Source organism: Variovorax boronicumulans, assembly GCF_040544675.1.
Taxonomy (GTDB): domain Bacteria; phylum Pseudomonadota; class Gammaproteobacteria; order Burkholderiales; family Burkholderiaceae_C; genus Variovorax; species Variovorax boronicumulans_D.
In genome coordinates, this window is sequence record NZ_JBEPKK010000011.1 from 67,332 (window position 1) to 86,273 (window position 18,942).

23 protein-coding genes are annotated in these 18,942 nt (G+C 65.9%); 16 read left to right on the forward strand and 7 right to left on the reverse strand.

Translation table 11 applies throughout. The annotated features are described in order from the left end of the window. Positions 1 to 7 precede the first annotated feature (7 nt). The 14 genes from ABIC90_RS19235 to ABIC90_RS19300 all read left to right on the forward strand — a co-directional run bounded on the left by ABIC90_RS19235 (position 8) and on the right by ABIC90_RS19300 (position 11,758). Positions 8 to 565: a hypothetical protein gene (locus ABIC90_RS19235; RefSeq protein WP_354356817.1), complete on the forward strand. Its 558-nt coding sequence runs from the start codon at positions 8 to 10 to the stop codon at positions 563 to 565. Further along, the gene (gene ubiB / locus ABIC90_RS19240; protein WP_354356819.1) at positions 562 to 2,127 is read left to right on the forward strand and encodes a ubiquinone biosynthesis regulatory protein kinase UbiB; all 1,566 of its coding nucleotides are present in this window, start codon (positions 562 to 564) and stop codon (positions 2,125 to 2,127) included. The genes ABIC90_RS19235 and ubiB overlap by 4 nt, the downstream gene beginning before the upstream one ends. Positions 2,128 to 2,139: 12 nt before the next feature. Beyond that, on the forward strand, positions 2,140 to 3,588 hold the full coding sequence (locus ABIC90_RS19245; protein ID WP_354356821.1) for a sodium:solute symporter family protein: 1,449 nt from the start codon (positions 2,140 to 2,142) through the stop codon (positions 3,586 to 3,588). Between the two features lie 84 nt (positions 3,589 to 3,672). Then, the gene (locus ABIC90_RS19250; RefSeq protein ID WP_354356823.1) at positions 3,673 to 4,008 is read left to right on the forward strand and encodes an FmdB family zinc ribbon protein; all 336 of its coding nucleotides are present in this window, start codon (positions 3,673 to 3,675) and stop codon (positions 4,006 to 4,008) included. 9 nt (positions 4,009 to 4,017) lie between these two features. Then, positions 4,018 to 4,650, forward strand: a complete 633-nt coding sequence (locus ABIC90_RS19255) for a DUF502 domain-containing protein (RefSeq protein ID WP_354356825.1) — start codon at positions 4,018 to 4,020, stop codon at positions 4,648 to 4,650. A gap of 37 nt (positions 4,651 to 4,687) precedes the next feature. Beyond that, the gene (aspS, locus tag ABIC90_RS19260; protein ID WP_354356827.1) at positions 4,688 to 6,493 is read left to right on the forward strand and encodes an aspartate--tRNA ligase; all 1,806 of its coding nucleotides are present in this window, start codon (positions 4,688 to 4,690) and stop codon (positions 6,491 to 6,493) included. Between the two features lie 7 nt (positions 6,494 to 6,500). Next, entirely contained in the window at positions 6,501 to 6,974 is a 474-nt protein-coding gene (gene nudB, locus ABIC90_RS19265) for a dihydroneopterin triphosphate diphosphatase (RefSeq protein WP_354356829.1), read from the forward strand. Next, positions 6,971 to 7,732 (forward strand): endonuclease/exonuclease/phosphatase family protein, encoded by a 762-nt coding sequence (locus ABIC90_RS19270; protein WP_354356831.1) that lies wholly within the window; start codon positions 6,971 to 6,973, stop codon positions 7,730 to 7,732. The genes nudB and ABIC90_RS19270 overlap by 4 nt, the downstream gene beginning before the upstream one ends. A gap of 137 nt (positions 7,733 to 7,869) precedes the next feature. Further along, positions 7,870 to 8,601, forward strand: a complete 732-nt coding sequence (gene folE, locus ABIC90_RS19275) for a GTP cyclohydrolase I (RefSeq protein WP_354356833.1) — start codon at positions 7,870 to 7,872, stop codon at positions 8,599 to 8,601. 2 nt (positions 8,602 to 8,603) lie between these two features. Next, complete coding sequence (locus tag ABIC90_RS19280; RefSeq protein ID WP_354356835.1) at positions 8,604 to 9,026, forward strand: BLUF domain-containing protein; 423 nt, start codon at positions 8,604 to 8,606, stop codon at positions 9,024 to 9,026. A 103-nt stretch (positions 9,027 to 9,129) separates the two neighbouring features. Beyond that, complete coding sequence (locus ABIC90_RS19285) at positions 9,130 to 10,011, forward strand: DMT family transporter (protein ID WP_354356837.1); 882 nt, start codon at positions 9,130 to 9,132, stop codon at positions 10,009 to 10,011. A 13-nt stretch (positions 10,012 to 10,024) separates the two neighbouring features. Further along, the gene (locus tag ABIC90_RS19290; RefSeq protein WP_354356839.1) at positions 10,025 to 10,846 is read left to right on the forward strand and encodes a DUF429 domain-containing protein; all 822 of its coding nucleotides are present in this window, start codon (positions 10,025 to 10,027) and stop codon (positions 10,844 to 10,846) included. Positions 10,847 to 10,968: 122 nt separating this feature from the next. Beyond that, positions 10,969 to 11,166 (forward strand): CsbD family protein, encoded by a 198-nt coding sequence (locus ABIC90_RS19295; RefSeq protein WP_206175166.1) that lies wholly within the window; start codon positions 10,969 to 10,971, stop codon positions 11,164 to 11,166. Positions 11,167 to 11,239: 73 nt separating this feature from the next. After that, positions 11,240 to 11,758: a BON domain-containing protein gene (locus ABIC90_RS19300; RefSeq protein WP_354356841.1), complete on the forward strand. Its 519-nt coding sequence runs from the start codon at positions 11,240 to 11,242 to the stop codon at positions 11,756 to 11,758. Positions 11,759 to 11,844: 86 nt separating this feature from the next. On the opposite strand, the gene ABIC90_RS19305 is transcribed toward ABIC90_RS19300, so the two are convergent. The 6 genes from ABIC90_RS19305 to ABIC90_RS19330 all read right to left on the reverse strand — a co-directional run bounded on the left by ABIC90_RS19305 (position 11,845) and on the right by ABIC90_RS19330 (position 15,499). Then, complete coding sequence (locus ABIC90_RS19305) at positions 11,845 to 12,408, reverse strand: ferritin-like domain-containing protein (protein WP_354356843.1); 564 nt, start codon at positions 12,406 to 12,408, stop codon at positions 11,845 to 11,847. Further along, on the reverse strand, positions 12,405 to 12,914 hold the full coding sequence (locus tag ABIC90_RS19310; protein ID WP_354356845.1) for a hypothetical protein: 510 nt from the start codon (positions 12,912 to 12,914) through the stop codon (positions 12,405 to 12,407). Before ABIC90_RS19310 ends, ABIC90_RS19305 begins: the two co-directional genes overlap by 4 nt. Next, positions 12,901 to 13,284, reverse strand: coding sequence for a phage holin family protein (locus ABIC90_RS19315; protein WP_354356847.1), 384 nt, complete (start codon positions 13,282 to 13,284; stop codon positions 12,901 to 12,903). Before ABIC90_RS19315 ends, ABIC90_RS19310 begins: the two co-directional genes overlap by 14 nt. 67 nt (positions 13,285 to 13,351) lie before the next feature. Continuing rightward, positions 13,352 to 13,726 (reverse strand): hypothetical protein, encoded by a 375-nt coding sequence (locus ABIC90_RS19320; protein WP_354356849.1) that lies wholly within the window; start codon positions 13,724 to 13,726, stop codon positions 13,352 to 13,354. A 55-nt stretch (positions 13,727 to 13,781) separates the two neighbouring features. Next, positions 13,782 to 13,946: a DUF1328 domain-containing protein gene (locus tag ABIC90_RS19325; RefSeq protein WP_013543146.1), complete on the reverse strand. Its 165-nt coding sequence runs from the start codon at positions 13,944 to 13,946 to the stop codon at positions 13,782 to 13,784. Between the two features lie 233 nt (positions 13,947 to 14,179). Then, on the reverse strand, positions 14,180 to 15,499 hold the full coding sequence (locus ABIC90_RS19330) for a sensor histidine kinase (RefSeq protein WP_354356851.1): 1,320 nt from the start codon (positions 15,497 to 15,499) through the stop codon (positions 14,180 to 14,182). 130 nt (positions 15,500 to 15,629) lie between these two features. Here ABIC90_RS19330 and ABIC90_RS19335 point away from each other — a divergent pair, with 130 nt between their 5' ends. Continuing rightward, positions 15,630 to 16,262 carry a response regulator transcription factor gene (locus ABIC90_RS19335; protein WP_354356853.1) on the forward strand — a complete coding sequence of 211 codons (633 nt, stop codon included), beginning with the start codon at positions 15,630 to 15,632 and terminating at the stop codon, positions 16,260 to 16,262. Between the two features lie 4 nt (positions 16,263 to 16,266). Here ABIC90_RS19335 and ABIC90_RS19340 read toward each other — a convergent pair whose 3' ends face one another. Beyond that, the gene (locus ABIC90_RS19340) at positions 16,267 to 16,668 is read right to left on the reverse strand and encodes a response regulator (RefSeq protein WP_354356855.1); all 402 of its coding nucleotides are present in this window, start codon (positions 16,666 to 16,668) and stop codon (positions 16,267 to 16,269) included. A gap of 257 nt (positions 16,669 to 16,925) precedes the next feature. Here ABIC90_RS19340 and ABIC90_RS19345 point away from each other — a divergent pair, with 257 nt between their 5' ends. Further along, positions 16,926 to 18,938, forward strand: a complete 2,013-nt coding sequence (locus ABIC90_RS19345; RefSeq protein ID WP_354356857.1) for an AsmA family protein — start codon at positions 16,926 to 16,928, stop codon at positions 18,936 to 18,938. Positions 18,939 to 18,942: the final 4 nt, after the last annotated feature.

Below are 18,942 nucleotides of genomic sequence, written 5' to 3' on the forward strand. Positions count from 1 at the left end.
TGGGGACATGGCCACACCATCGTCCCCATTTTCTTTTCTCGGCGACCTCTTCAACCGCATCGGCGAGCGCCTGCAGCCGCCGGACTGGGCAGTCCACGAGATCCAGCATCGCGCGGTCCTGTTCCTGAACCACGTGCTGCAGCAGGAGCCCGAGGCCCAGCAGCGGTTGCTGCGCCAGCAGGGCAGGGTGGTGCGCTTCCAATGGCGCTTCGTGACCATGGAGCTGGTGGCCACGCCGGCTGGCCTGCTCGACCTGGCGCCGCCCGGCTCCACGCCTGAACTCACCCTTGTCGTCACCGACGAATCCCCCTTCGAGATCGCCCGCGCCACGCTGCGCGGCGACAAGCCTTCGGTGCAGATCGTGGGCGACGTGCAGTTGGCCGCCGAGGTCAACTGGCTGGTCGACCATGTGCGCTGGGACGTCGAGGACGACCTCGCTCGCGTGATCGGCGACGTGCCCGCGCACACCCTGGGCAACGGCGTGCGGCGCGTGGCGACGGCGCTGCGCCAGTTCGTCGGCGACCGCACGGCACGCGCCGGCGGTACCGCGGGCGGCGCCGAATGAGGCGCTTCTACCGCGGCGTATTCATCGTCTGGATCGCGCTGCGCTACGGCCTGGACGAGCTCGTGCTCACGAGCTTCCAGAAGCCTTGGCTGCGCGTGGTGGCCCGCGTCGTCTCCATCGGCCGCAATCTCGATGCGCCGCGCGGCCAGCGGCTGCGCGAGGCGCTGGAGCGACTGGGGCCCATCTTCGTGAAGTTCGGCCAGGTGCTGTCGACGCGGCGCGACCTGCTGCCGCCCGACATCGCCGACGAGCTCGCCTTCCTGCAGGACCGCGTGCCGCCGTTCCCCTCGGCCGTGGCCGTGGCGACCATCGAGCGCGCATTCCGCCGGCCGGTGGGCGACGTGTTCGTGCAGTTCGACGAGACGCCGATCGCCAGCGCCTCGATCGCGCAGGTGCACTTCGCGACCATCCGCACCAACCAGGGCGAGTTGCGCGACGTGGCGGTCAAGGTGCTGCGCCCCAGCATGCGCGGTGTGATCGAGAAAGACCTGGCGCTCATGGCCATGATGGCCGGCTGGGTCGAAAAGCTCTCTCCCGACGGCAAGCGCCTGAAGCCGCGCGAGGTGGTCGGCGAGTTCGACAAGTACCTGCACGACGAGCTCGACCTGGTGCGCGAGGCCGCCAACGCCGCCCAGTTGCGCCGCAACATGGCTTCGCTCGATCTGGTCCTGATTCCCGAAATGTTCTGGGACTTCTGCCACCCCGAGGTGATCGTGATGGAGCGCATGAACGGCGTGCCCATTGCCCAGCTCGACCGCCTGCGCGCGGCCGGCGTCGACATTCCCAAACTCGCGCGCGACGGCGTCACCATCTTCTTCACGCAGGTGTTCCGCGACGGCTTCTTCCACGCCGACATGCACCCCGGCAACATCCAGGTGAGCCTGGCGCCCGAGACCTTCGGGCGCTACATCTCGCTGGACTTCGGGATCATCGGCACGCTCACCGAGTCGGACAAGGAATACCTCGCGCAGAACTTCGTGGCCTTCTTCCGGCGCGACTACAAGCGCGTGGCCGAGCTGCACCTGGAAAGCGGCTGGGTGCCCGAAGGCACGCGCATCGACGAGCTGGAGGCGGCGATCCGCACCGTCTGCGAGCCATACTTCGACCGGCCGCTGAAGGAAATCTCACTCGGCATGGTGCTCATGCGCCTCTTCCAGACCTCGCGCCGCTTCCACGTCGAGATCCAGCCGCAGCTGGTGCTGCTGCAGAAGACGCTGCTCAACATCGAGGGCCTGGGCCGCCAGCTCGACCCCGAACTCGACCTCTGGCACACCGCCAAGCCCTTCCTCGAGAAGTGGATGGTCGACCAGATCGGGCCGAAGAAGCTGCTGCAGCAGCTCAAGGCCGAGGCGCCGCGCTATGCAAAATTGCTGCCGCAATTGCCTCGATTGCTTCACGATTTCCTGGAAAATCGGCCGCCCGATCACCGCCGAGAGCTGCTGGAGCTGTTGGCCGCGCAAAAACGCACCAACAGGTTGCTCCAGACCATCATCTACGGTGGCATAGGTTTTGTATTGGGGTTGCTCGCCATGCAATTGCTGGTGCGTGTGAAGTTGTTCTAGAGGAGATTCCCCGTGCTGCTGACGTTGGTTGTCGTCTATCTGCTGGTCACCATCGCCATCGGGCTCTATGCCGCCAGGCGGGTGAAGAACACCACCGACTTCGCCATTGCGGGGCGGCATCTGCCGCTCTTCATGATCGTGACGACCACCTTCGCGACCTGGTTCGGGTCCGAAACGGTGCTCGGCATCCCGGCCAAGTTCATCGAAAGCGGTTTGAACGGCGTGGTCGAAGACCCCTTCGGCGCGGGCACCTGCCTGATCCTGGTGGGCCTGTTCTTCGCGGGCAAGCTCTACCGCATGACGCTGCTGACCATCAGCGACTACTACCGCGAGCGCTACGGCCGCAGCGTCGAGGTGGCCTGCACGCTCATCATCATGCTGAGCTACCTGGGCTGGGTCTCGGCGCAGGTCACGGCGCTGGGGCTGGTGTTCAACGTGCTGTCGGCCGGCGCCATCAGCATTCCGATGGGCATGGTGATCGGGGTGCTTTCGATCCTGGCCTACACGCTCTTCGGCGGCATGTGGTCGGTGGCGGTGACCGATTTCATCCAGATGATCATCCTGGTCGGCGGCCTCGCGGTGATCGCGGTGTTCGCCGGCAACATGGCCGGCGGCGCGGACAAGGTGGTGGCCTTCGCGGTCAGCAAGGACCTCTTCAAGTTCTGGCCCGAGCCCAACTGGCACGACATGGTGTTCTTCTTCGCGGCGGCGATCACCATGATGCTTGGCTCCATTCCGCAGCAGGACGTGTTCCAGCGCGTGATGTCGGCCAACAGCGTGAAGTCCGCCACCCGCGGCCCGGTGATCGGCGGCGCGGCCTACATCCTGTTCGCGTTCGTGCCGATGTTCCTGGTGGCCAGCGCGCTGCTGATCATGCCGGCGGAGACGGCCGTGCTGCTCAAGGAAGATCCGCAGAAGGTGCTGCCCACATTGGTGCTCCAGAAGATGCCGTTCGTGATGCAGGTGCTGTTCTTTGGGGCGCTGCTGTCGGCCATCAAGTCGACCGCGTCGGCCACGCTGCTGGCGCCCAGCGTCACCTTCACCGAAAACATCTGGCGCCAGTTCCGTCCCGCGGGCACCGACCGCGAAAACCTCCTGACGATGCGCATCACGGTGCTGGTGTTCAGTGCCGCCGTGCTGGCCTATGCCATCCGGATGCAGGGCACGCCGATCTACGAACTGGTTTCCGGGGCCTACCAGGTGCCGTTGGTGGGGGCCTTCGTGCCGCTGGTGTGCGGCTTGTACTGGCGCCGCGCCACCACGCAGGGCGCGACCGCGTCCATCCTGCTGGGCATCGGCACCTGGCTGCTGTTCCTGGCGATGCCGTGGGGAGAGGCATTTCCGGCGCAGCTGGCGGGTGTGCTGGCCTCGTTCGCGGGCATGGTGGCCGGTTCGCTGCTGCCGCAGTGGCTGGCGAATACGCAAACCCCGCACCGGCCGCTGGCAACCGAGCCGGCTTGACGTCACCGCGGCGACGGGGTAGGCCCTTATAATCGAGGGCTTTGCGAGCGGCAGCTGCGCCGCTTTTTGGACCCCAATTTCCCCATGCCCATCTACGCCTACAAGTGCAGCGCCTGCGGCTTTGCCAAAGACGCTTTGCAGAAGATGTCCGACGCGCCGCTCACGGTGTGTCCGGCGTGCGGCGCGAGCGCGTTCGAAAAACAGGTCACCGCCGCCGGTTTCCAGCTCAAGGGCTCGGGCTGGTACGTGACCGATTTCCGCGAGGGCAGCGGCAAGAAGGCCGAGCCCGCCACGGCGCCCGCCGCGAGCGAAGGCGCCAAGCCCGCCGAGTCGTCTTCGCCCGCCGCCGCACCCAGCGCCGCGCCGGCCCCGGTGGCACCCGCTCCCGCGCCAGCCCCCGCCGCCAAGAGCGGCGACTGAGACCCCGCCATGCTCGCCCTGCGCAAATGGTTGTTCTCCGGCTTGCTGGTGATCGTTCCGCTGTTCATCACCCTGGCGGTGCTGAAGTGGATCATCGACACGCTCGACCAGACGCTGTGGGTGCTGCCGGTCATGTGGCAGAAATGGCTGTTCGAAAACAACATCCGCGGGCTCGGCGTGCTGCTCACGCTGGCCATCCTGCTGGTGGTCGGCGCCATCGCGAGCAATTTCGTCGGCAAGCGCCTGCTGGGCTGGGGCGACGCCGTGGTGCGCCGCATCCCGGTGGTGCGCTCGATCTACTCGAGCGTCAAGCAGGTGTCGGACACGCTGTTCTCCGAGAACGGCAATGCCTTTCGCACGGCGGTGCTGATCCAGTGGCCGCGCGAAAACGTGTGGACCATCGCCTTCGTGACCGGTGCGCCGGGCAACGAGGTGGCCGGTCACCTGGGCTCCGGGGAATTCCTCAGCGTCTATGTGCCGACCACGCCCAACCCCACGGGCGGCTATTTCGTGATGCTCAAGCGCAGCGACTGCATCGAACTGAAGATGAGCGTGGACGAAGCGCTCAAGTACATCGTCTCGATGGGGGTGGTCGTTCCGGGCGCCCCCGCCACGGTGGCGATCAAGCCACCCAACTCATAAAAACAAACGCGCCACGACGGCGCCGGAAGTCATCCCTATGGCCATGCGTACTCACTATTGCGGTCTTGTGACCGAAGCCCTGTTGGGCCAGACCGTCACCCTGTGCGGTTGGGTCAACCGTCGCCGCGACCACGGCGGCGTGATCTTCATCGACGTGCGTGACCGCGAAGGTTATGTGCAGGTCGTGTGCGATCCCGATCGCGCCTCCACCTTCGCCGTGGCCGAAAACCTGCGCAACGAGTTCTGCGTGCAGATCACCGGCCTCGTGCGTTCGCGCCCCGAAGGCACGACCAACGACAGCCTGAAGAGCGGCAAGATCGAAGTGCTGTGCCACGAGCTCAAGGTGCTCAACCCCTCGGTCACGCCTCCGTTCCTGTTGGACGACGACAACCTGTCGGAAACCACCCGCCTCACGCACCGCGTGCTCGACCTGCGCCGTCCGGCCATGCAGCGCAACATGATGCTGCGCTACAAGGTGACGATGGAAACGCGCAAGTTCCTCGACGCCAACGGCTTCATCGATATCGAGACGCCGATGCTGGGCAAGTCCACGCCCGAAGGCGCGCGCGATTACCTGGTGCCCAGTCGCGTGCACGACGGCAGCTTCTTCGCGCTGCCGCAGTCGCCCCAGCTCTTCAAGCAATTGCTGATGGTGGCCGGCTACGACCGCTACTACCAGATCGTGAAGTGCTTCCGCGACGAAGACCTGCGCGCCGACCGCCAGCCTGAATTCACCCAGATCGACATCGAGACCTCGTTCCTCGCCGAAGAGGAAATCCGCGAGATGTTCGAAGGGATGATCCGCAACGTCTTCCGCAACGCCGCGGGCATCGACCTGCCGGTGTTCCCGACGATGACGTACGGCGACGCAATGTTCAAGTACGGCTCGGACAAGCCCGACCTGCGCGTGAAGCTCGAGTTCACCGAACTCACCGAGCTGATGAAGCGCGTGGAATTCAAGGTGTTCTCGAACGCCGCCACCATGGTGGGCGGCCGCGTCGTGGCGCTGCGCGTGCCTGGGGGCGGTGCCGAAGGCGGCATGTCGCGCGGTGAAATCGACGCGTACCAGGAGTTCGTCAAGATCTACGGCGCCAAGGGCCTGGCCTACATCAAGGTCAACGACGCAGCCGCCGGCCGTGAAGGCCTGCAAAGCCCGATCGTGAAGAACCTGGACGACAACACGCTGGCCGAGATCATCGCCCGCACGGGTGCGCGCAACGGCGACATCCTGTTCTTCGGCGCCGACAAGGAAAAGGTCGTCAACGACGCCATCGGCGCGCTGCGCGTGAAGATCGGCCACAGCCCCTTCGGCAAGAAGAACGGCCTGTTCGACGACCGCTGGGCACCGCTCTGGGTGGTCGACTTCCCGATGTTCGAGTTCGACGAAGACGGCCAGCGCTGGTCGGCCGTGCACCACCCGTTCACCGCACCGAAGGACGGCCATGAAGACCTCATGGACACCGCGCCCGAGAAGTGCATCGCCAAGGCCTACGACATGGTGCTCAACGGCATCGAGATGGGCGGCGGTTCGGTGCGTATCCACCGCGAGGAAGTGCAGAGCAAGGTGTTCCGCGCGCTGAAGATCAGCGCCGAGGACGCACAGCTCAAGTTCGGCTTCCTGCTGGACGCGCTGCAGTACGGTGCACCGCCGCACGGCGGCATCGCCATCGGCCTGGACCGCCTGGTCATGCTGATGACCGGCGCCGAGTCGATCCGCGACGTGATCGCCTTCCCCAAGACCCAGCGCGCGCAAGACCTGCTGACGCAGGCGCCGAGCCCGGTCGACGAGAAGCAGCTGCGCGAACTGCACATCAAGCTGCGCAACACGCCCCAGGCGGCCTGATCCGCGCATGACGACCGGCACCCGGCCCTGGAAGATCCCGGAGTCGGTGCTGGTCGTGATCCACACGCCCGCGCTCGACGTGCTGCTGATCCGGCGCGCCGATGCCAACGAGTTCTGGCAATCGGTCACCGGCAGCAAGGATGTGGCCGACGAGCCCCTGGCGTTCACCGCTGCGCGCGAGGTGGCCGAGGAAACCGGCATCCAGTGCGGCAAGGGCACAGCGCTGGCTTCGCAGCTGGTCGACTGGCAGCTGAGCAACATCTACGAGATCTACCCCGGCTGGCGCGCCCGCTACGAGCCCGGCATCACGCACAACACCGAGCACCTGTTCGGCCTGTGCGTGCCCGGGCGCCTGACCCCCACCTTGGCTCCGCGCGAGCACACCGACTGGCAATGGCTGCCGTACCAGGAGGCGGCCGACGCCTGCTTTTCCCCGTCGAATGCCGAAGCCATTCTGTTGCTGCCAGAATTTGTGCGATGAACCAGCCGGTAGAAGCAACACACAACCTCCGGGTCGCGACCTACAACATCCACAAGGGTGTGCAGGGCATCGGGCCCGCCCGGCGTCTGGAAATCCACAACCTCGGCCACGCCATCGAACAGCTCGATGCCGACATCATCTGCCTGCAAGAAGTGCGCAAGATGAACCGGCAGGCCGCCGCCCGCTTCGCGCGCTGGCCTGAGCTGCCGCAGGCCGACTTTCTTGCGCCCGAGGGCTATACCGCCGTCTACGAAACCAACGCCGTCACGCGCCATGGCGAACACGGCAATGCGCTGCTCACGCGCTGGCCGGTCATCCGCACCGGCCACCAGGACATCTCGGACCACCGCTTCGAACAACGCGGGCTGCTGCACGTGGTGATGGAGGTGGAGGGGCGGCCGGTGCATGCCATCGTGGTGCACCTGGGTCTCATCAAGGGCAGCCGCGTGCGGCAGGTCGCCCGGCTGCGCGAGTTCATCGACCGCGAGGTACCGGCCGACGAAGCCGTGATCGTGGCCGGCGATTTCAACGACTGGGGCGCGCGCATGCGCTACGCCATGAATGCCATGGGCCTGCGCGATGCCAGCGACCTGCGCGGCCCGCGCACGCTCACCTATCCCTCGCGGCTGCCGGTGGCGCAGCTCGATTTCGTCTACGGCCGCAAGCTGGAGCCTCTGGCCTGCACCGTGCCGCGCGGCCCGATCTGGGCCCGGATGTCCGATCACCTGCCGCTGGTAGCCGATTTCGCGCTGGGCTGAGCTCGCCCCCAGGCTTCGCGCACTGCGTGTCGCTTTTCCCACCCCCTGCCGGGGGCAACACCTGCAGCCCGGCAAAGCCGGTTCCGCGGTGTTTCCCTCAGGGGACGCTGAAAAAAGATCGCTGCTACCATGCGCGGATGCTGAGGAAAACCGACGTCGAACCGCTCCCCGATCGCAAAGATGACGACGAGGGCACCCCCGTCTCCATCAAGATCCGCGAGCGACTGAATGCGGCGCGAAAGCGCTTCAACGCCAACGACAACATCGCCGAGTTCATCGAACCGGGCGAGCTGGAGGCGCTGCTCGACGAGGTCGAGGTCAAGATGAAGGCCGTGCTCGAGAGCCTGGTCATCGACGTGGCGAACGACCACAACACCGACAACACCGCACGCCGCGTCGCCAAGATGTATCTCAACGAGGTGTTCCGCGGCCGCTATGTGCCGCCGCCCGCGCTCACCGAGTTTCCCAACGCCGAGCACCTGAACGAGCTGATGATCGTCGGCCCGATCACCGTGCGCAGCGCCTGCTCTCACCACTTCTGCCCCATCATCGGCAAGCTCTGGGTCGGCGTGATGCCCAACGAGCACACCAACGTGATCGGCCTTTCCAAGTACGCGCGCCTGGCCGAATGGGTGATGGGCCGTCCGCAGATTCAGGAAGAGGCGATCGTGCAGCTGGCCGACCTGATCCAGGAAAAGACCCGGCCCGACGGTCTGGCGCTCGTGATGGAAGCCGAGCATTTCTGCATGGCCTGGCGCGGGGTGAAGGAAATGGACAGCAAGATGATCAATTCCGTCATGCGCGGCGTGTTCCTGAAGGACCCCAGCCTGCGCCGCGAATTCCTTTCCCTGCTCCCACGAAAGAGCTGACCATGCTTGTCCGCCTTCTCTACGCCAGCCGTGCAGTCGACACCAGCCCCGCGGCCATCGAGGCGATCCTGACGAAATCGCGCACGCACAACCCGGCGTGCGGCATCACCGGCATCCTCTGCTACGGCGCCGGCACCTTCCTGCAGGCCATCGAGGGTGGGCGCGATGCCATCAGCGACCTCTACGGCCACATCCAGCGCGATGTGCGCCACAAGGACGTGGTGCTGCTGCACTACGAAGAAATTTCCGAGCGCCGTTTCGGCGGCTGGACCATGGGGCAGGTCAACCTCTCGAAGCTCAATGCCTCGACGCTGCTCAAGTATTCCGAGAAGCCCGAGCTCGACCCGTACAAGGTCTCGGGCAAGGTCTCGCTGGCGCTGCTGGAAGAGCTGATGGCCACCGCCGCCATCGTCGGCCGCCACTGAGTACGTGGCCCCCACGCTCGGCACTTCGTGTCCTCGCTGCCCCCCAAGGGGGCCGCTCGCGCCTTGGGGCGGCCCGGCGGCGCTCGGTCACGCCTAGTTCGAGGTGCCGCTTTCCGCCTTCGCGCTGATCCTGCTCGCCGGGGTCATTCATGCCACATGGAACATCGCCGCCAAGAAGGCGAATGGCGATGCGCGCTTCGCTTTCCAGAGTGGCGCGTTCATGGCCGTGGTGTGGGCGCCCGTGGGCATCACGCTGGGCTGGAGCGTGCTGCCGACCTGGGGCGCGAAGGAGTGGGGCTTCGTCGTGCTGAGCGGCGTGCTGCACGTCTTCTACTACGTGGTCCTGCTGCGCGGCTACCGCAAGTCGGACCTCACCGTGGTGTACCCGCTCGCGCGCGGCTCGGGGCCGCTGCTGTCGTCGCTGGTGGCGATCCTCTTCCTTGGCGAGAAGATCAGCCTGGTCGGCGTGGCCGGCATTTTCGGTGTGGTGCTGGGTGTGTTCCTGGTGGCCGGCGGCCCGCGCCTTTTTCACAAGAAGCACGACCCGGCCCAGCGCGAGCGGGTGCAAAAGGGCATCCGCTACGGCGTGCTCACCGGCGCCTTCATCGCGGCCTACACGGTGACCGACAGCTACGCGGTCAAGTTCCTCGCGATGTCGCCGATCCTGCTGGACTACATGAGCAACTTCGTGCGCCTGGTGCTGCTGCTCCCGGCCGCGCTGCACGATCGCAAGACGACTGCGCGGATGTGGCGCGAGCAATGGAAGTACGCGCTGCTGGTGGCGGCGATCAGCCCGGTGTCCTATGTGCTCGTGCTCTATGCGGTGCAGCAGGCGCCGATCTCGCACGTCGCGCCGGCGCGCGAGGTGTCGATGCTGTTCGCGGCGCTGATCGGCGGGCATCTGCTGCGCGAGGGCGACCGGATGCTGCGGCTGCTGGGTGCGCTCTTCATTGCTGCGGGCGTCGTGGCGCTCGCGCTGGGCTGATCGAAGGCAGGCCATGCTCTTCGGCTGCGATTTTTCGAGTGCGCCGACCCCCCGCAAGCCGATCGTGGTGGCCGTGGGCGAATTGGCCGGCACGGACGCCGTCAGGCTGAGCGGCCTGCAGCGTTTTTCAACGCTCGATGCCTGGGGCCAGTGGCTGATTGCCCATCCCGCATGGGTCGGCGGTTTCGACTTTCCGTTCAGCCTGCCGCGCGAACTGGTCGAACATCTGCAATGGCCGCTGCAATTCGATGCGCTGATCGCGCACTACGCGCGATTGACCCGTGCCGAGATCCGCGACACCTTCGCCGCCTTCTGCGCCGCGCGGCCCGTGGGCGGCAAGTTCGCGCACCGGGCCACCGATGCGCCCGCGGGGTCGAGCCCGTCGATGAAGTGGGTCAATCCGCCGGTCGCCTTCATGCTGCATGCCGGCGTGCCGCGGCTGCTGGCGGCCGGTGCCAGTTTGCCGGGCCTGTATGCGGGCACCCACAAGGAACGCATCGCGCTGGAGGCCTATCCCGGCCTGTTGGCGCGCGAACTCGTGGGGCGCCGCAGCTACAAGAGCGACGACCTCGCGAAACAGACGCCGGAGCGCCTCGCAGCCCGCACCGACCTGCTTGCCGCGCTGGAAGCCGGCAGCGCGCGGCTGGGCCTGCGGCTTCGGCTCACCGCCGGCCAGCGTGCCGAACTGCTGGCCGATGCCCGCGGCGACCACATCGACGCGGTGCTGTGCCTGGTGCAGGCCGCCTGGGGCCTGCAGCGCGCCGAAAGCCCTGGACCGGGCTACGGCTTGCCCGCCCAACTCGACCCCATTGAAGGATGGATCGTCACGGCTTGAGCCTTCTTGTCCTACACCGCTTCGGGTTTCCGGCGACGTTCGCGCCCTTCGCGTGCGGACTAGATTGAAAGCAGTGGGTCATACCGGCCCACGCATTTCACCTACGCAGGAAGGAAAGCGACATGAACAAGGACCAAGTGGCAGGACGCGTCGAGGAAGCCAAGGGCAAGCTCAAGGAAGTGACCGGCAAGGTCGTCGGCAATGAGAAGCTCGAAGGCGAAGGCGTTGCAGACCAGGCCGCCGGCAAGGTGCAGAAGACCTACGGCGATGTGAAGGAAAAGGCCAAGGACGCCATCAAGTCCGGTGCCGACAAACTGTGACAGACCCCGGCTGTGTCCCGTCGGACACAGCTGCTTTTGCCGCTCCCGGTGAGCGGCTGACTGGAGGATTCCAATGAACAAGACCCAACAACCCACCGCCATGCCCCATTCGCGCGCATGGCTGGCCGTGCTCGTGGCCGGCGCTGCATTGACGCTGGCCGCCTGCGACAAGGCGGACAACCGGACGGCCGGCGAAAAGCTCGACAGTGCCGTCGCCAAGACCGAGCAGGCTGCCGAAAACGCGGCTGCCAAGACCGGCGAGGCCGTCAAGGATGCCAAGGCTTCGGTCGAGTCATCCGGCACCACCGGCGAAGTGAAGGAAGGCATGGCCAACGCCAAGGAAGCCGTCAAGGACGCCGGTGCCGCAGTGAGCGCGACGGTGGACGATGCAGCGATCACCGCATCGGTTTCCGCAGGCTTGGCCAAGGACCCGGATCTGAGCGCCATCAAGATCGACGTCGACACCAAGGGTGGCGCCGTGAGCCTGAAGGGACCTGCGCCCACGGCAGCTGCCAAGGCGCGCGCTGAAGAGATCGCCAAGGCCGTGCAAGGCGTGACCTCGGTGACCAACCTGCTCGAAGTGAAGAGCTGATCGCTTTTCTCTTCCGACAGCAAAAAGCCCGGTTTATCCGGGCTTTTTGCTGGGCGGGCCTTCAGGCCCGGAACACACCAGTCGCTTCAGTGGCCAAGCCAGTCCTTCAATTCGTCGGCATGCTCTTCCTCGTCGGAAAGAATGTCTTCCAGCATGCGGCGGGTGGTCGGGTCCTTGTCGCCGATCAAGGCGATCATCTGGCGGTATGACTCCACTGCAATGCGCTCGGCCACGAGGTTGGCGCGCACCATGGCCTGCAGGTCGGTCGATTCGTCGTAGCCCGCATGGCTGCGGTCCAGCAGATGGTTGGGCGCGAAATCGGGTTGGCCGCCCAGCTGCACGATGCGTTCGGCAATGCGGTCGGCGTGGCCGGATTCCTCGTTCGCGTGCACCAGGAATTCTTCAGCGATCTTGGGCGATTCGACGCCGTTGGCGGTGAAGTAGTGGCGCTTGTAGCGCAGCACGCACACCAGCTCGGTGGCCAGTGCGTCGTTCAGCAGCTTGACGACGTCGTCGCGCCAGGGGCCGTAGCTGGGCGTGTCGGCGCCTTCGTCGACGCTCTTGCCGGCGGCGTCGATCGCGCCCTGGTCGAGCACCATGGGCGTGTAGGGCGCGGTTGCCTTGCGGGGGGATGAAACATCGGCTGTCATGACGGGTCCTTTCGTGGGGAGCTTTGGTTCTTCTGCATCAACGTGTTGACAACGTCAGCCACGTCGGATGTCTTGAGCACCGCTGCCAGCACGGCAGTCACCGACAGCAGGCGCCACGGCCTGGCCAGCACAAGCACAGCCCCGGTGGCCGCGGCCACCGCCATGAGCTTGGCGGGCTGCTTGCGCGCATAGTGGTCGAGCAGCGGACGGGCCAACTGGCCCATGGCATGTGCGGGATGGCGTCGCCACCACCGTTGGGCGACCCCGCGGGCCATCGACGCCCACACATTGCGACTGCGCCGTGACGAAGGCTGCGACGGAACATCGTCGGCGCCCATCGTCATCGGGTCTTGGTGCGCATATTCCAGATCGTCTTCGGGCTCGCGCCGTTCGTCGCGGAAGGCGAGTTCGTCTTTTCCGCCGTTGAGCTGACGCACCAGCGCCCGGCGCGAAAGCGCCAGTCGCTGCTGCGGGGTCAGGGGCGCGGTGCGATCAACGCTGACCATGGCGTGCTCCGGCATCGTGCAGGGCCTGCAGGTCGGCATCGAGTTGCGCGCGGAGGTCGTCGAAGCCATGGCCGGGGCTCGGCCGGGCGGCAATGTAGGCGCAGATGGCCGCGATCACGAGGGCCACGGCCGGCACGATCACCAACACCCAGTGGAAGCTGCCGTGCAGCACGCCCATCATCACCGCCACGCCGATCAGCCCCAGCGCCAGCATGGCGCTGGCGGCTGCCAGCACGCCGGCGATGAGGCGAGCCATGAGCCCGCGTCCCGCCGCGGCGCTTTCCTGCCGGACCAGGGCTGCGTAGTTGGCGACGTGGTCGGCGACGAGTTCCGGATGCCCGAGCACCGTGGAGAAAATCGGATGAAGCATGGTGCGGGGATGCCGGAAAACGGTGGGACGCTGTGAAACGAAAACTCAGGCGATCGACTTCAAGCGATCAATAGTCGTCCCGGCTGCGGCGGCTGGCCAGCACGATGAGTGCCGTGATGGCGGCGCCGGCGGCGGCTGCGATGAGCACCGAGCGCACCGGCTGGTCGGAGATGTAGCGGCCGGTCACGTCGGCAGCCTGCTCCAGGCGTCGCTGTGCGCGTGCGCTGGTCGTCGATGCGGCATCAAGGCCGCGCTGCACGGCCTGCTGCACGCGGGCTGCCAGTTGCTCGACGGCCGGCTCCGCATCGCGGCGCAGTTCGCGGACCTTTTCCCCGGCTGCATTCACCGCGTTCTGAGCGTAGGCGCGGGTGGAGTCGACTGCATCACTGGCGGTCTGGCGTGCGTCGTCGGCGAGTTGCGAGGGGGTCTTGGTCGTGTTCATGTGAAAGTCCTTTCGGGGAAGATGAAATGCAGGGAGCCTGTGAATCGTAACTACGCTACTTGCGTCGTAGCAAGCCGGCAAGGAAGCTGGCAATTGCGAGTACGGCGAAGATCACGAAAAGAATCTTGGCGATCCCGACGGCGCTGGCGGCAATGCCGCCAAAACCGAACAGGGCTGCGATCAGTGCGATGACCAGAAACACCACGGCGTAATGCAACATGCGGAACTCCTTCGAGGCTTCCCTCGTTGTTTTTGAATATCGACATCGGCTTTTTCCGCGCATTGCTGGAGCACTGGAGGGAAGCAAATGTCAGTGGAGCTACCTTAATTGGGGGCCTGCTGCGACCCTGTCAGCGACCGGGGGCGCGGAGCGTAGGAGACGACCGAGTCCGCCTTGCCGCCTGTGTGAAGGAATGCCGCGCGCCGCAAAAACCGCCCGCGCCGCTATGCCGCTCAGGCCTGCTTGATCACCGGCAGCATCGCGCTCACGCGCGCACCCTGGCCGGGCACGGAGGTGATCGTGAGCTTGCCCCGTGCCGCCTCCACCCGGTGCCGCATGCCCGCCAAGCCGTGCGTCGAGGGCCGCACGTGCTGCGTGTCGAAGCCCTTGCCGTTGTCGGCGACTTCCACGATGACGTGGTTCTCGTAGTTCTTCAGCACGATGGTGGCCTCGGTGGCCTCGGCGTACTTGCCGATGTTGGTGAGGCTCTCCTGCACCATGCGGTAGATCGTGAGCTGGCGCGATTCGTCCATGGTCACCGGCTCCAGCGCCATCTCGATCTGCAGGCCCGAGCGCTCGGCGAACTCGCGCCCCAGGATCTCCAGCGACGCCACCAGTCCGAGGTTGGAGAGCGACGAAGGCCGCAGGTCTTCGATGATGCGGCGCTTGAGCGCGATGCCGCTGTTGAGCAGTTCGGTCAGATGCTGCAGCCGCTGGATCGCGTCGGGCGAATCCGCCAGCCGGGACTTCAGGCGCGCCACGTCAAGCTTGGCGGCGGTGAGCAGCGAGCCCAGCTCGTCGTGCAGCTCGCGGGCGAGGTAGCCGCGCTCGGTTTCGCGCACATCCTGCAGGTGCGTGGCCAGCTCGGCCAGCGAGGCGGTGCGCTCCCTCACCTCGTCTTCCAGGGCATTGCGTTCGCGTTGCAGCACTTCCTGCTGGCGCTCGCCGATGGAACGAAGAATGTGCGCCTGCCGCAGGTAAAGAAAGAATGCGAGCAGCGCGGCCAGGGCCACGATGGCCGTGCCTACGCGCGCAAGCCCCAGCGACTTCATCACCTGCACCTGGCTCTGGTGCAGGGTCTGGTTGCTCAGGACCAGCAGTTCACCGGCCGCGACGCGGATGGCGTCCATTTCTTCTCGCCCCACGTCGGTGGTGATGACGAACTTCCAGGCGTCTTCCTTGCCGTCCTGCCGCAGCCGCACGCTCATGTCCATTTCGGCCACCTTGCGCAGCACGTGCTTGGACAAGTCGGCCAGCTTGCCGAGTTCGGCCGGCCGTTGGGCGTAAAGCTGGCGCAGGGCCGCTAGATTGCCGTCGACCTCCTTGACCGCCATGTCGTAGGGCTGCCGGTAGCTCGGCTCGCCCGTCAGCAGGTAGCCCCGTTGGCCGGTTTCGGCGTCCAGCATGTGCCGCAGGAGCTGGTTGACCATTCCGCGGCCTTTCTGGGCCTCGTCGATGTCCGCCAGGGCGCGGGTCGACTGGTGATAGCCGGCCTCGTTGATGCCGACCATGGCCAGCGCAGCCAGTGCTGCGAGCAACAGGCTCACGGCCATTCTTGGGGGGGCTAACCAGTGCATGAAACTTTCAAAGCCGAGTTCAGCAGAACTTCGTGAATAATTGACAACATTCAGGGACCGGCATGTTGCGGCCTAGAAGAGCGCAACACAACGACGAAAGTAACAGATGATCAGAATTGGAATTGTGGACGACCACGCCATCGTGCGATCGGGGCTCCGCCAGTTCTTCTCCGAACACGTGGACCTGCGCGTGGCGGGCGAGGCGGCCAGCGGGCGCGAGGCCATCGAGCTCGTGCGAACCACCGAGCTGGATGTGCTGGTGATGGACCTTTCGATGCCGGGGCAGAGCGGCATCGACGCCCTGGCCATGATCCGCGCCAAGGCGCCGGACGTGGGCATCCTGATCCTGAGCGGCTACCCCGAGGAGCACTACGCGATGAACCTGATCCGTCAGGGCGCGAGCGGCTACCTCAACAAGGAATGCGACCCGATCGAGATCGTCAACGCCATCCGTACGATCTCGCTGGGCCGGCGCTACATCACGCCCGCCGTGGCCGAACTGCTGGCCCGCCAGCTCGACCGCAAGGACGACGCGGCGCCGCACGAGCAGCTCTCCGAGCGCGAATTCCAGGTGTTCCTGAAGCTGGCCAAGGGTGAAACCGCGGGTGACATCGCCAAGACGCTGTCGCTGTCGGTCAAGACGGTGAGCACCTACCGCACCCGCCTGATGGAGAAGATGAACCTCTCCTCCAACAGCGACCTGACCTACTACGCGCTGAAAAACAAGCTCATCGATTGAGCCTTCAGGCCCCGGGCGAAGTGCGCAATGCCTTCGCCTGCAGGGTGCAGAAATCGACCAGCGCGTCGATCTCGTTCGATTTGTCGAACACCGCGTCGACCCCGAATTCGGCGCAGCGCCGCCGGATGTCGGGCGTTGCATAGTTGCTGAGCACCACCACCTTCTGGGTCGGCTTGCGTGTCTGGCAGGCCTGCAGAATGCCAAGCCCGCTTCCCTGCTTGAGAAAAAGATCGACGATGGCCAGGTGCCAGACGTTGGAGGCGTCCAGCAGCCATGTGCGTGCGTGCGCTTCGGTCTCGGCGAAGCCGGCCACCGTGGTGGGCGTGAGTTCTTCCAGCGTGCCAATGAGGTTTTCACGGATCGTGAGGTTGTCTTCGACGACGTAGGTCTGCAATCTGAATTCCATGCGGAACCGCGCTTCCTCTCGAATGGCGGGGTCGTTCGAATCTGTCCCTCCGCTGGGGAACGCATATGCTCCTGACACTGAGGCTTCAAGGGTGCGCATGATGCAGGGTTCATGCACTGGGCGCTGTAGGTGCGTTCCGACTCACGCGACTGCAGCGCGTTTCACGGGCTGATCGCAGGCCCCGTAGGCCATACCGCACGGGCGTTGCGGTCCGTTGCCGACCCGGCATCGGCCCCAGAAAGGTTATCCAAACAGTCATGGCATCGAACATTTTTAGCGTTCGCCCGCTGTGGCAAAAATTGCTGGGCTCGCTCGTGCTGCTGTTCGCCGTGCTGCTGATCGGCCTGATGTTCTTTCCCTGGGACATGCTGCGCGAACCGATCAACCGCTACGTCAGCGACAAAACCGGGCGCAAGTTCGAGATCACGCGGCGGCTCGATGTGGACCTCGGTTGGCGCGCCGCCACCGTCAAGTTCGACGGCATCGAATTCGCCAACCCCCCTTGGGCACGCGATCCCTATCTTGTGAAAGCGGACCGTGCCGAGTTCGACATCCGGATCTGGCCGCTTGTCACCAGCAAGATCGTCATTCCGCGGCTCGCGCTGTTCTCGCCCACCCTCGGGCTGCAGATGGAGCAGGACGGCCGGCGCACCTGGGCAATGGGCAAGGACACCTCGGACTCGGGCACGGTGCCCAGCATCGGCCTCATGCAGATCGACAGCGGCGCCATCGACTTCCTCGCAAAGCATCTGGGTGTCGACCTGCACGCCGACGTCAACTACGACACCAGCCGGGGCGATTTGCCACTCGATTTCCGCATCAAGGGCCGCTACAAGGGCCAGCCGCTGACCGCCGTGGGGCGCACGGGCAACGTGCTGCAGATCAACGCCACGGGCGCACCGCCGTTCCCCTTGGAAATCAATGCCGCCGCGGGCCAGACCCGGCTGAAAGCCTCCGGCACGGTGGCCGAACTGGCGGGGCTGGACGGCATCGACGCTAAATTCCGGTTGAGCGGCCAGACGCTGGGTGCGCTGTTTCCGCTGCTCGGCATCGCATTGCCTGAAACCTCGCCCTACGCGCTCAGCGGCGACCTGAGCAAGCGCGGCACGCTGTGGCAGGTGGCCGGGCTCAATGGCAAGCTGGGACTTTCCGACATTGCAGGCGACATGCGCTTCGACCAGGCCGGGCAGACGCCGCAACTGGCCGGCGAGCTGCGCTCCAAGGTGATGGACATGGACGACCTCGGGCCGCTGATCGGCCTGCCGCCGACGGCGCGGTCGGCCAATGCCGTCGAAGACGTGGCGCCGCCGCCCAGCATCACCCAGGTCAAGCGCCCCGCGGGCGGCAAGGTGCTGCCGACGGCGCCGCTGGATTTCGAGCGCCTGCGCGCCATGAACGCTGACGTGAAGTACACCGCCGACCGCATCAAGAATGTGCGCGAGATCCCGCTCGACCGCGGCAACGTACAGGTCAAGCTCAACAACGGCGTGCTGTCGCTCGACCCGCTGGACCTGGGCGTGGGCGGCGGCAAGCTGGCAGGTGCCATCCGCATCGACGCCTCGAAGAATCCGGCGGACATCCGCGCATCGCTCGACCTGCGCGGCATGCAGCTCGCCCGTCTGTTCCCCAAGTTGGAAACCACCGGCAACAGCGTGGGGCGGCTCGACGGGCGGCTCAACCTGTCGGGGTCGGGCAACTCCGTGGCCACCTGGCTGGGAGGTTCTTCGGGCGACGTGGCGGTGTTGGCGGGCCGTGGCCAGTTCGGCAACCTGCTGCCCGTGTTTGCCACGCTGGTGGGGGGCGACATCATCAAGTTCCTGCTGCGCGGTGACCGCAATGTCGAATTGCGCTGTGCGGCGGTTGCCTTCGATGTCGACAAGGGCCTGATGACGGGACGCACGCTGGTGGTCGACACCACCAATGCCGTGTTCATCGCCACCGGCAAGGCCAACCTGGCGAACGAGACGCTCGACTTCGTGGTTCGTCCGGAGCCCAAGTCCAAGAGCATCCTGTCGCTGCGCACGCCGCTGGTCGTCGGCGGCACCTTCGGGGCTCCGACGGGTGGCGTCGAGATCGGGCCCTTGGCCGGGCGCGGACTGGCTGCGCTGGCGCTGGGCGCCGTCAACCCGCTGTTGGCGCTGGCCGCGACCATCGAGACCGGGCCGGGCGAGGATGCCGATTGCAAGGACGTGGTCGCTGGCGCCAACAAACCCAGCGCCGGCGCTGCCGCCAATGGGGCGGCGAGGGCCAAGGGCGCGAAGCAGCCTTGAATGA

Excerpts from the sequence above, each read along its gene's own strand:
- ABIC90_RS19235 (WP_354356817.1), top strand. The coding sequence starts at position 8 with ATGGCCACACCATCGTCCCCATTTTCTTTTCTCGGCGACCTCTTCAAC.
- ubiB (WP_354356819.1), top strand. The coding sequence starts at position 562 with ATGAGGCGCTTCTACCGCGGCGTATTCATCGTCTGGATCGCGCTGCGC.
- ABIC90_RS19250 (WP_354356823.1), top strand. The coding sequence starts at position 3,673 with ATGCCCATCTACGCCTACAAGTGCAGCGCCTGCGGCTTTGCCAAAGAC.
- ABIC90_RS19255 (WP_354356825.1), top strand. The coding sequence starts at position 4,018 with ATGCTCGCCCTGCGCAAATGGTTGTTCTCCGGCTTGCTGGTGATCGTT.
- aspS (WP_354356827.1), top strand. The coding sequence starts at position 4,688 with ATGGCCATGCGTACTCACTATTGCGGTCTTGTGACCGAAGCCCTGTTG.
- nudB (WP_354356829.1), top strand. The coding sequence starts at position 6,501 with ATGACGACCGGCACCCGGCCCTGGAAGATCCCGGAGTCGGTGCTGGTC.
- ABIC90_RS19270 (WP_354356831.1), top strand. The coding sequence starts at position 6,971 with ATGAACCAGCCGGTAGAAGCAACACACAACCTCCGGGTCGCGACCTAC.
- folE (WP_354356833.1), top strand. The coding sequence starts at position 7,870 with ATGCTGAGGAAAACCGACGTCGAACCGCTCCCCGATCGCAAAGATGAC.
- ABIC90_RS19280 (WP_354356835.1), top strand. The coding sequence starts at position 8,604 with ATGCTTGTCCGCCTTCTCTACGCCAGCCGTGCAGTCGACACCAGCCCC.
- ABIC90_RS19290 (WP_354356839.1), top strand. The coding sequence starts at position 10,025 with ATGCTCTTCGGCTGCGATTTTTCGAGTGCGCCGACCCCCCGCAAGCCG.
- ABIC90_RS19295 (WP_206175166.1), top strand. The coding sequence starts at position 10,969 with ATGAACAAGGACCAAGTGGCAGGACGCGTCGAGGAAGCCAAGGGCAAG.
- ABIC90_RS19300 (WP_354356841.1), top strand. The coding sequence starts at position 11,240 with ATGAACAAGACCCAACAACCCACCGCCATGCCCCATTCGCGCGCATGG.
- ABIC90_RS19305 (WP_354356843.1), bottom strand. The coding sequence starts at position 12,408 with ATGACAGCCGATGTTTCATCCCCCCGCAAGGCAACCGCGCCCTACACG.
- ABIC90_RS19310 (WP_354356845.1), bottom strand. The coding sequence starts at position 12,914 with ATGGTCAGCGTTGATCGCACCGCGCCCCTGACCCCGCAGCAGCGACTG.
- ABIC90_RS19315 (WP_354356847.1), bottom strand. The coding sequence starts at position 13,284 with ATGCTTCATCCGATTTTCTCCACGGTGCTCGGGCATCCGGAACTCGTC.
- ABIC90_RS19320 (WP_354356849.1), bottom strand. The coding sequence starts at position 13,726 with ATGAACACGACCAAGACCCCCTCGCAACTCGCCGACGACGCACGCCAG.
- ABIC90_RS19325 (WP_013543146.1), bottom strand. The coding sequence starts at position 13,946 with ATGTTGCATTACGCCGTGGTGTTTCTGGTCATCGCACTGATCGCAGCC.
- ABIC90_RS19330 (WP_354356851.1), bottom strand. The coding sequence starts at position 15,499 with ATGGCCGTGAGCCTGTTGCTCGCAGCACTGGCTGCGCTGGCCATGGTC.
- ABIC90_RS19335 (WP_354356853.1), top strand. The coding sequence starts at position 15,630 with ATGATCAGAATTGGAATTGTGGACGACCACGCCATCGTGCGATCGGGG.
- ABIC90_RS19340 (WP_354356855.1), bottom strand. The coding sequence starts at position 16,668 with ATGGAATTCAGATTGCAGACCTACGTCGTCGAAGACAACCTCACGATC.
- ABIC90_RS19345 (WP_354356857.1), top strand. The coding sequence starts at position 16,926 with ATGGCATCGAACATTTTTAGCGTTCGCCCGCTGTGGCAAAAATTGCTG.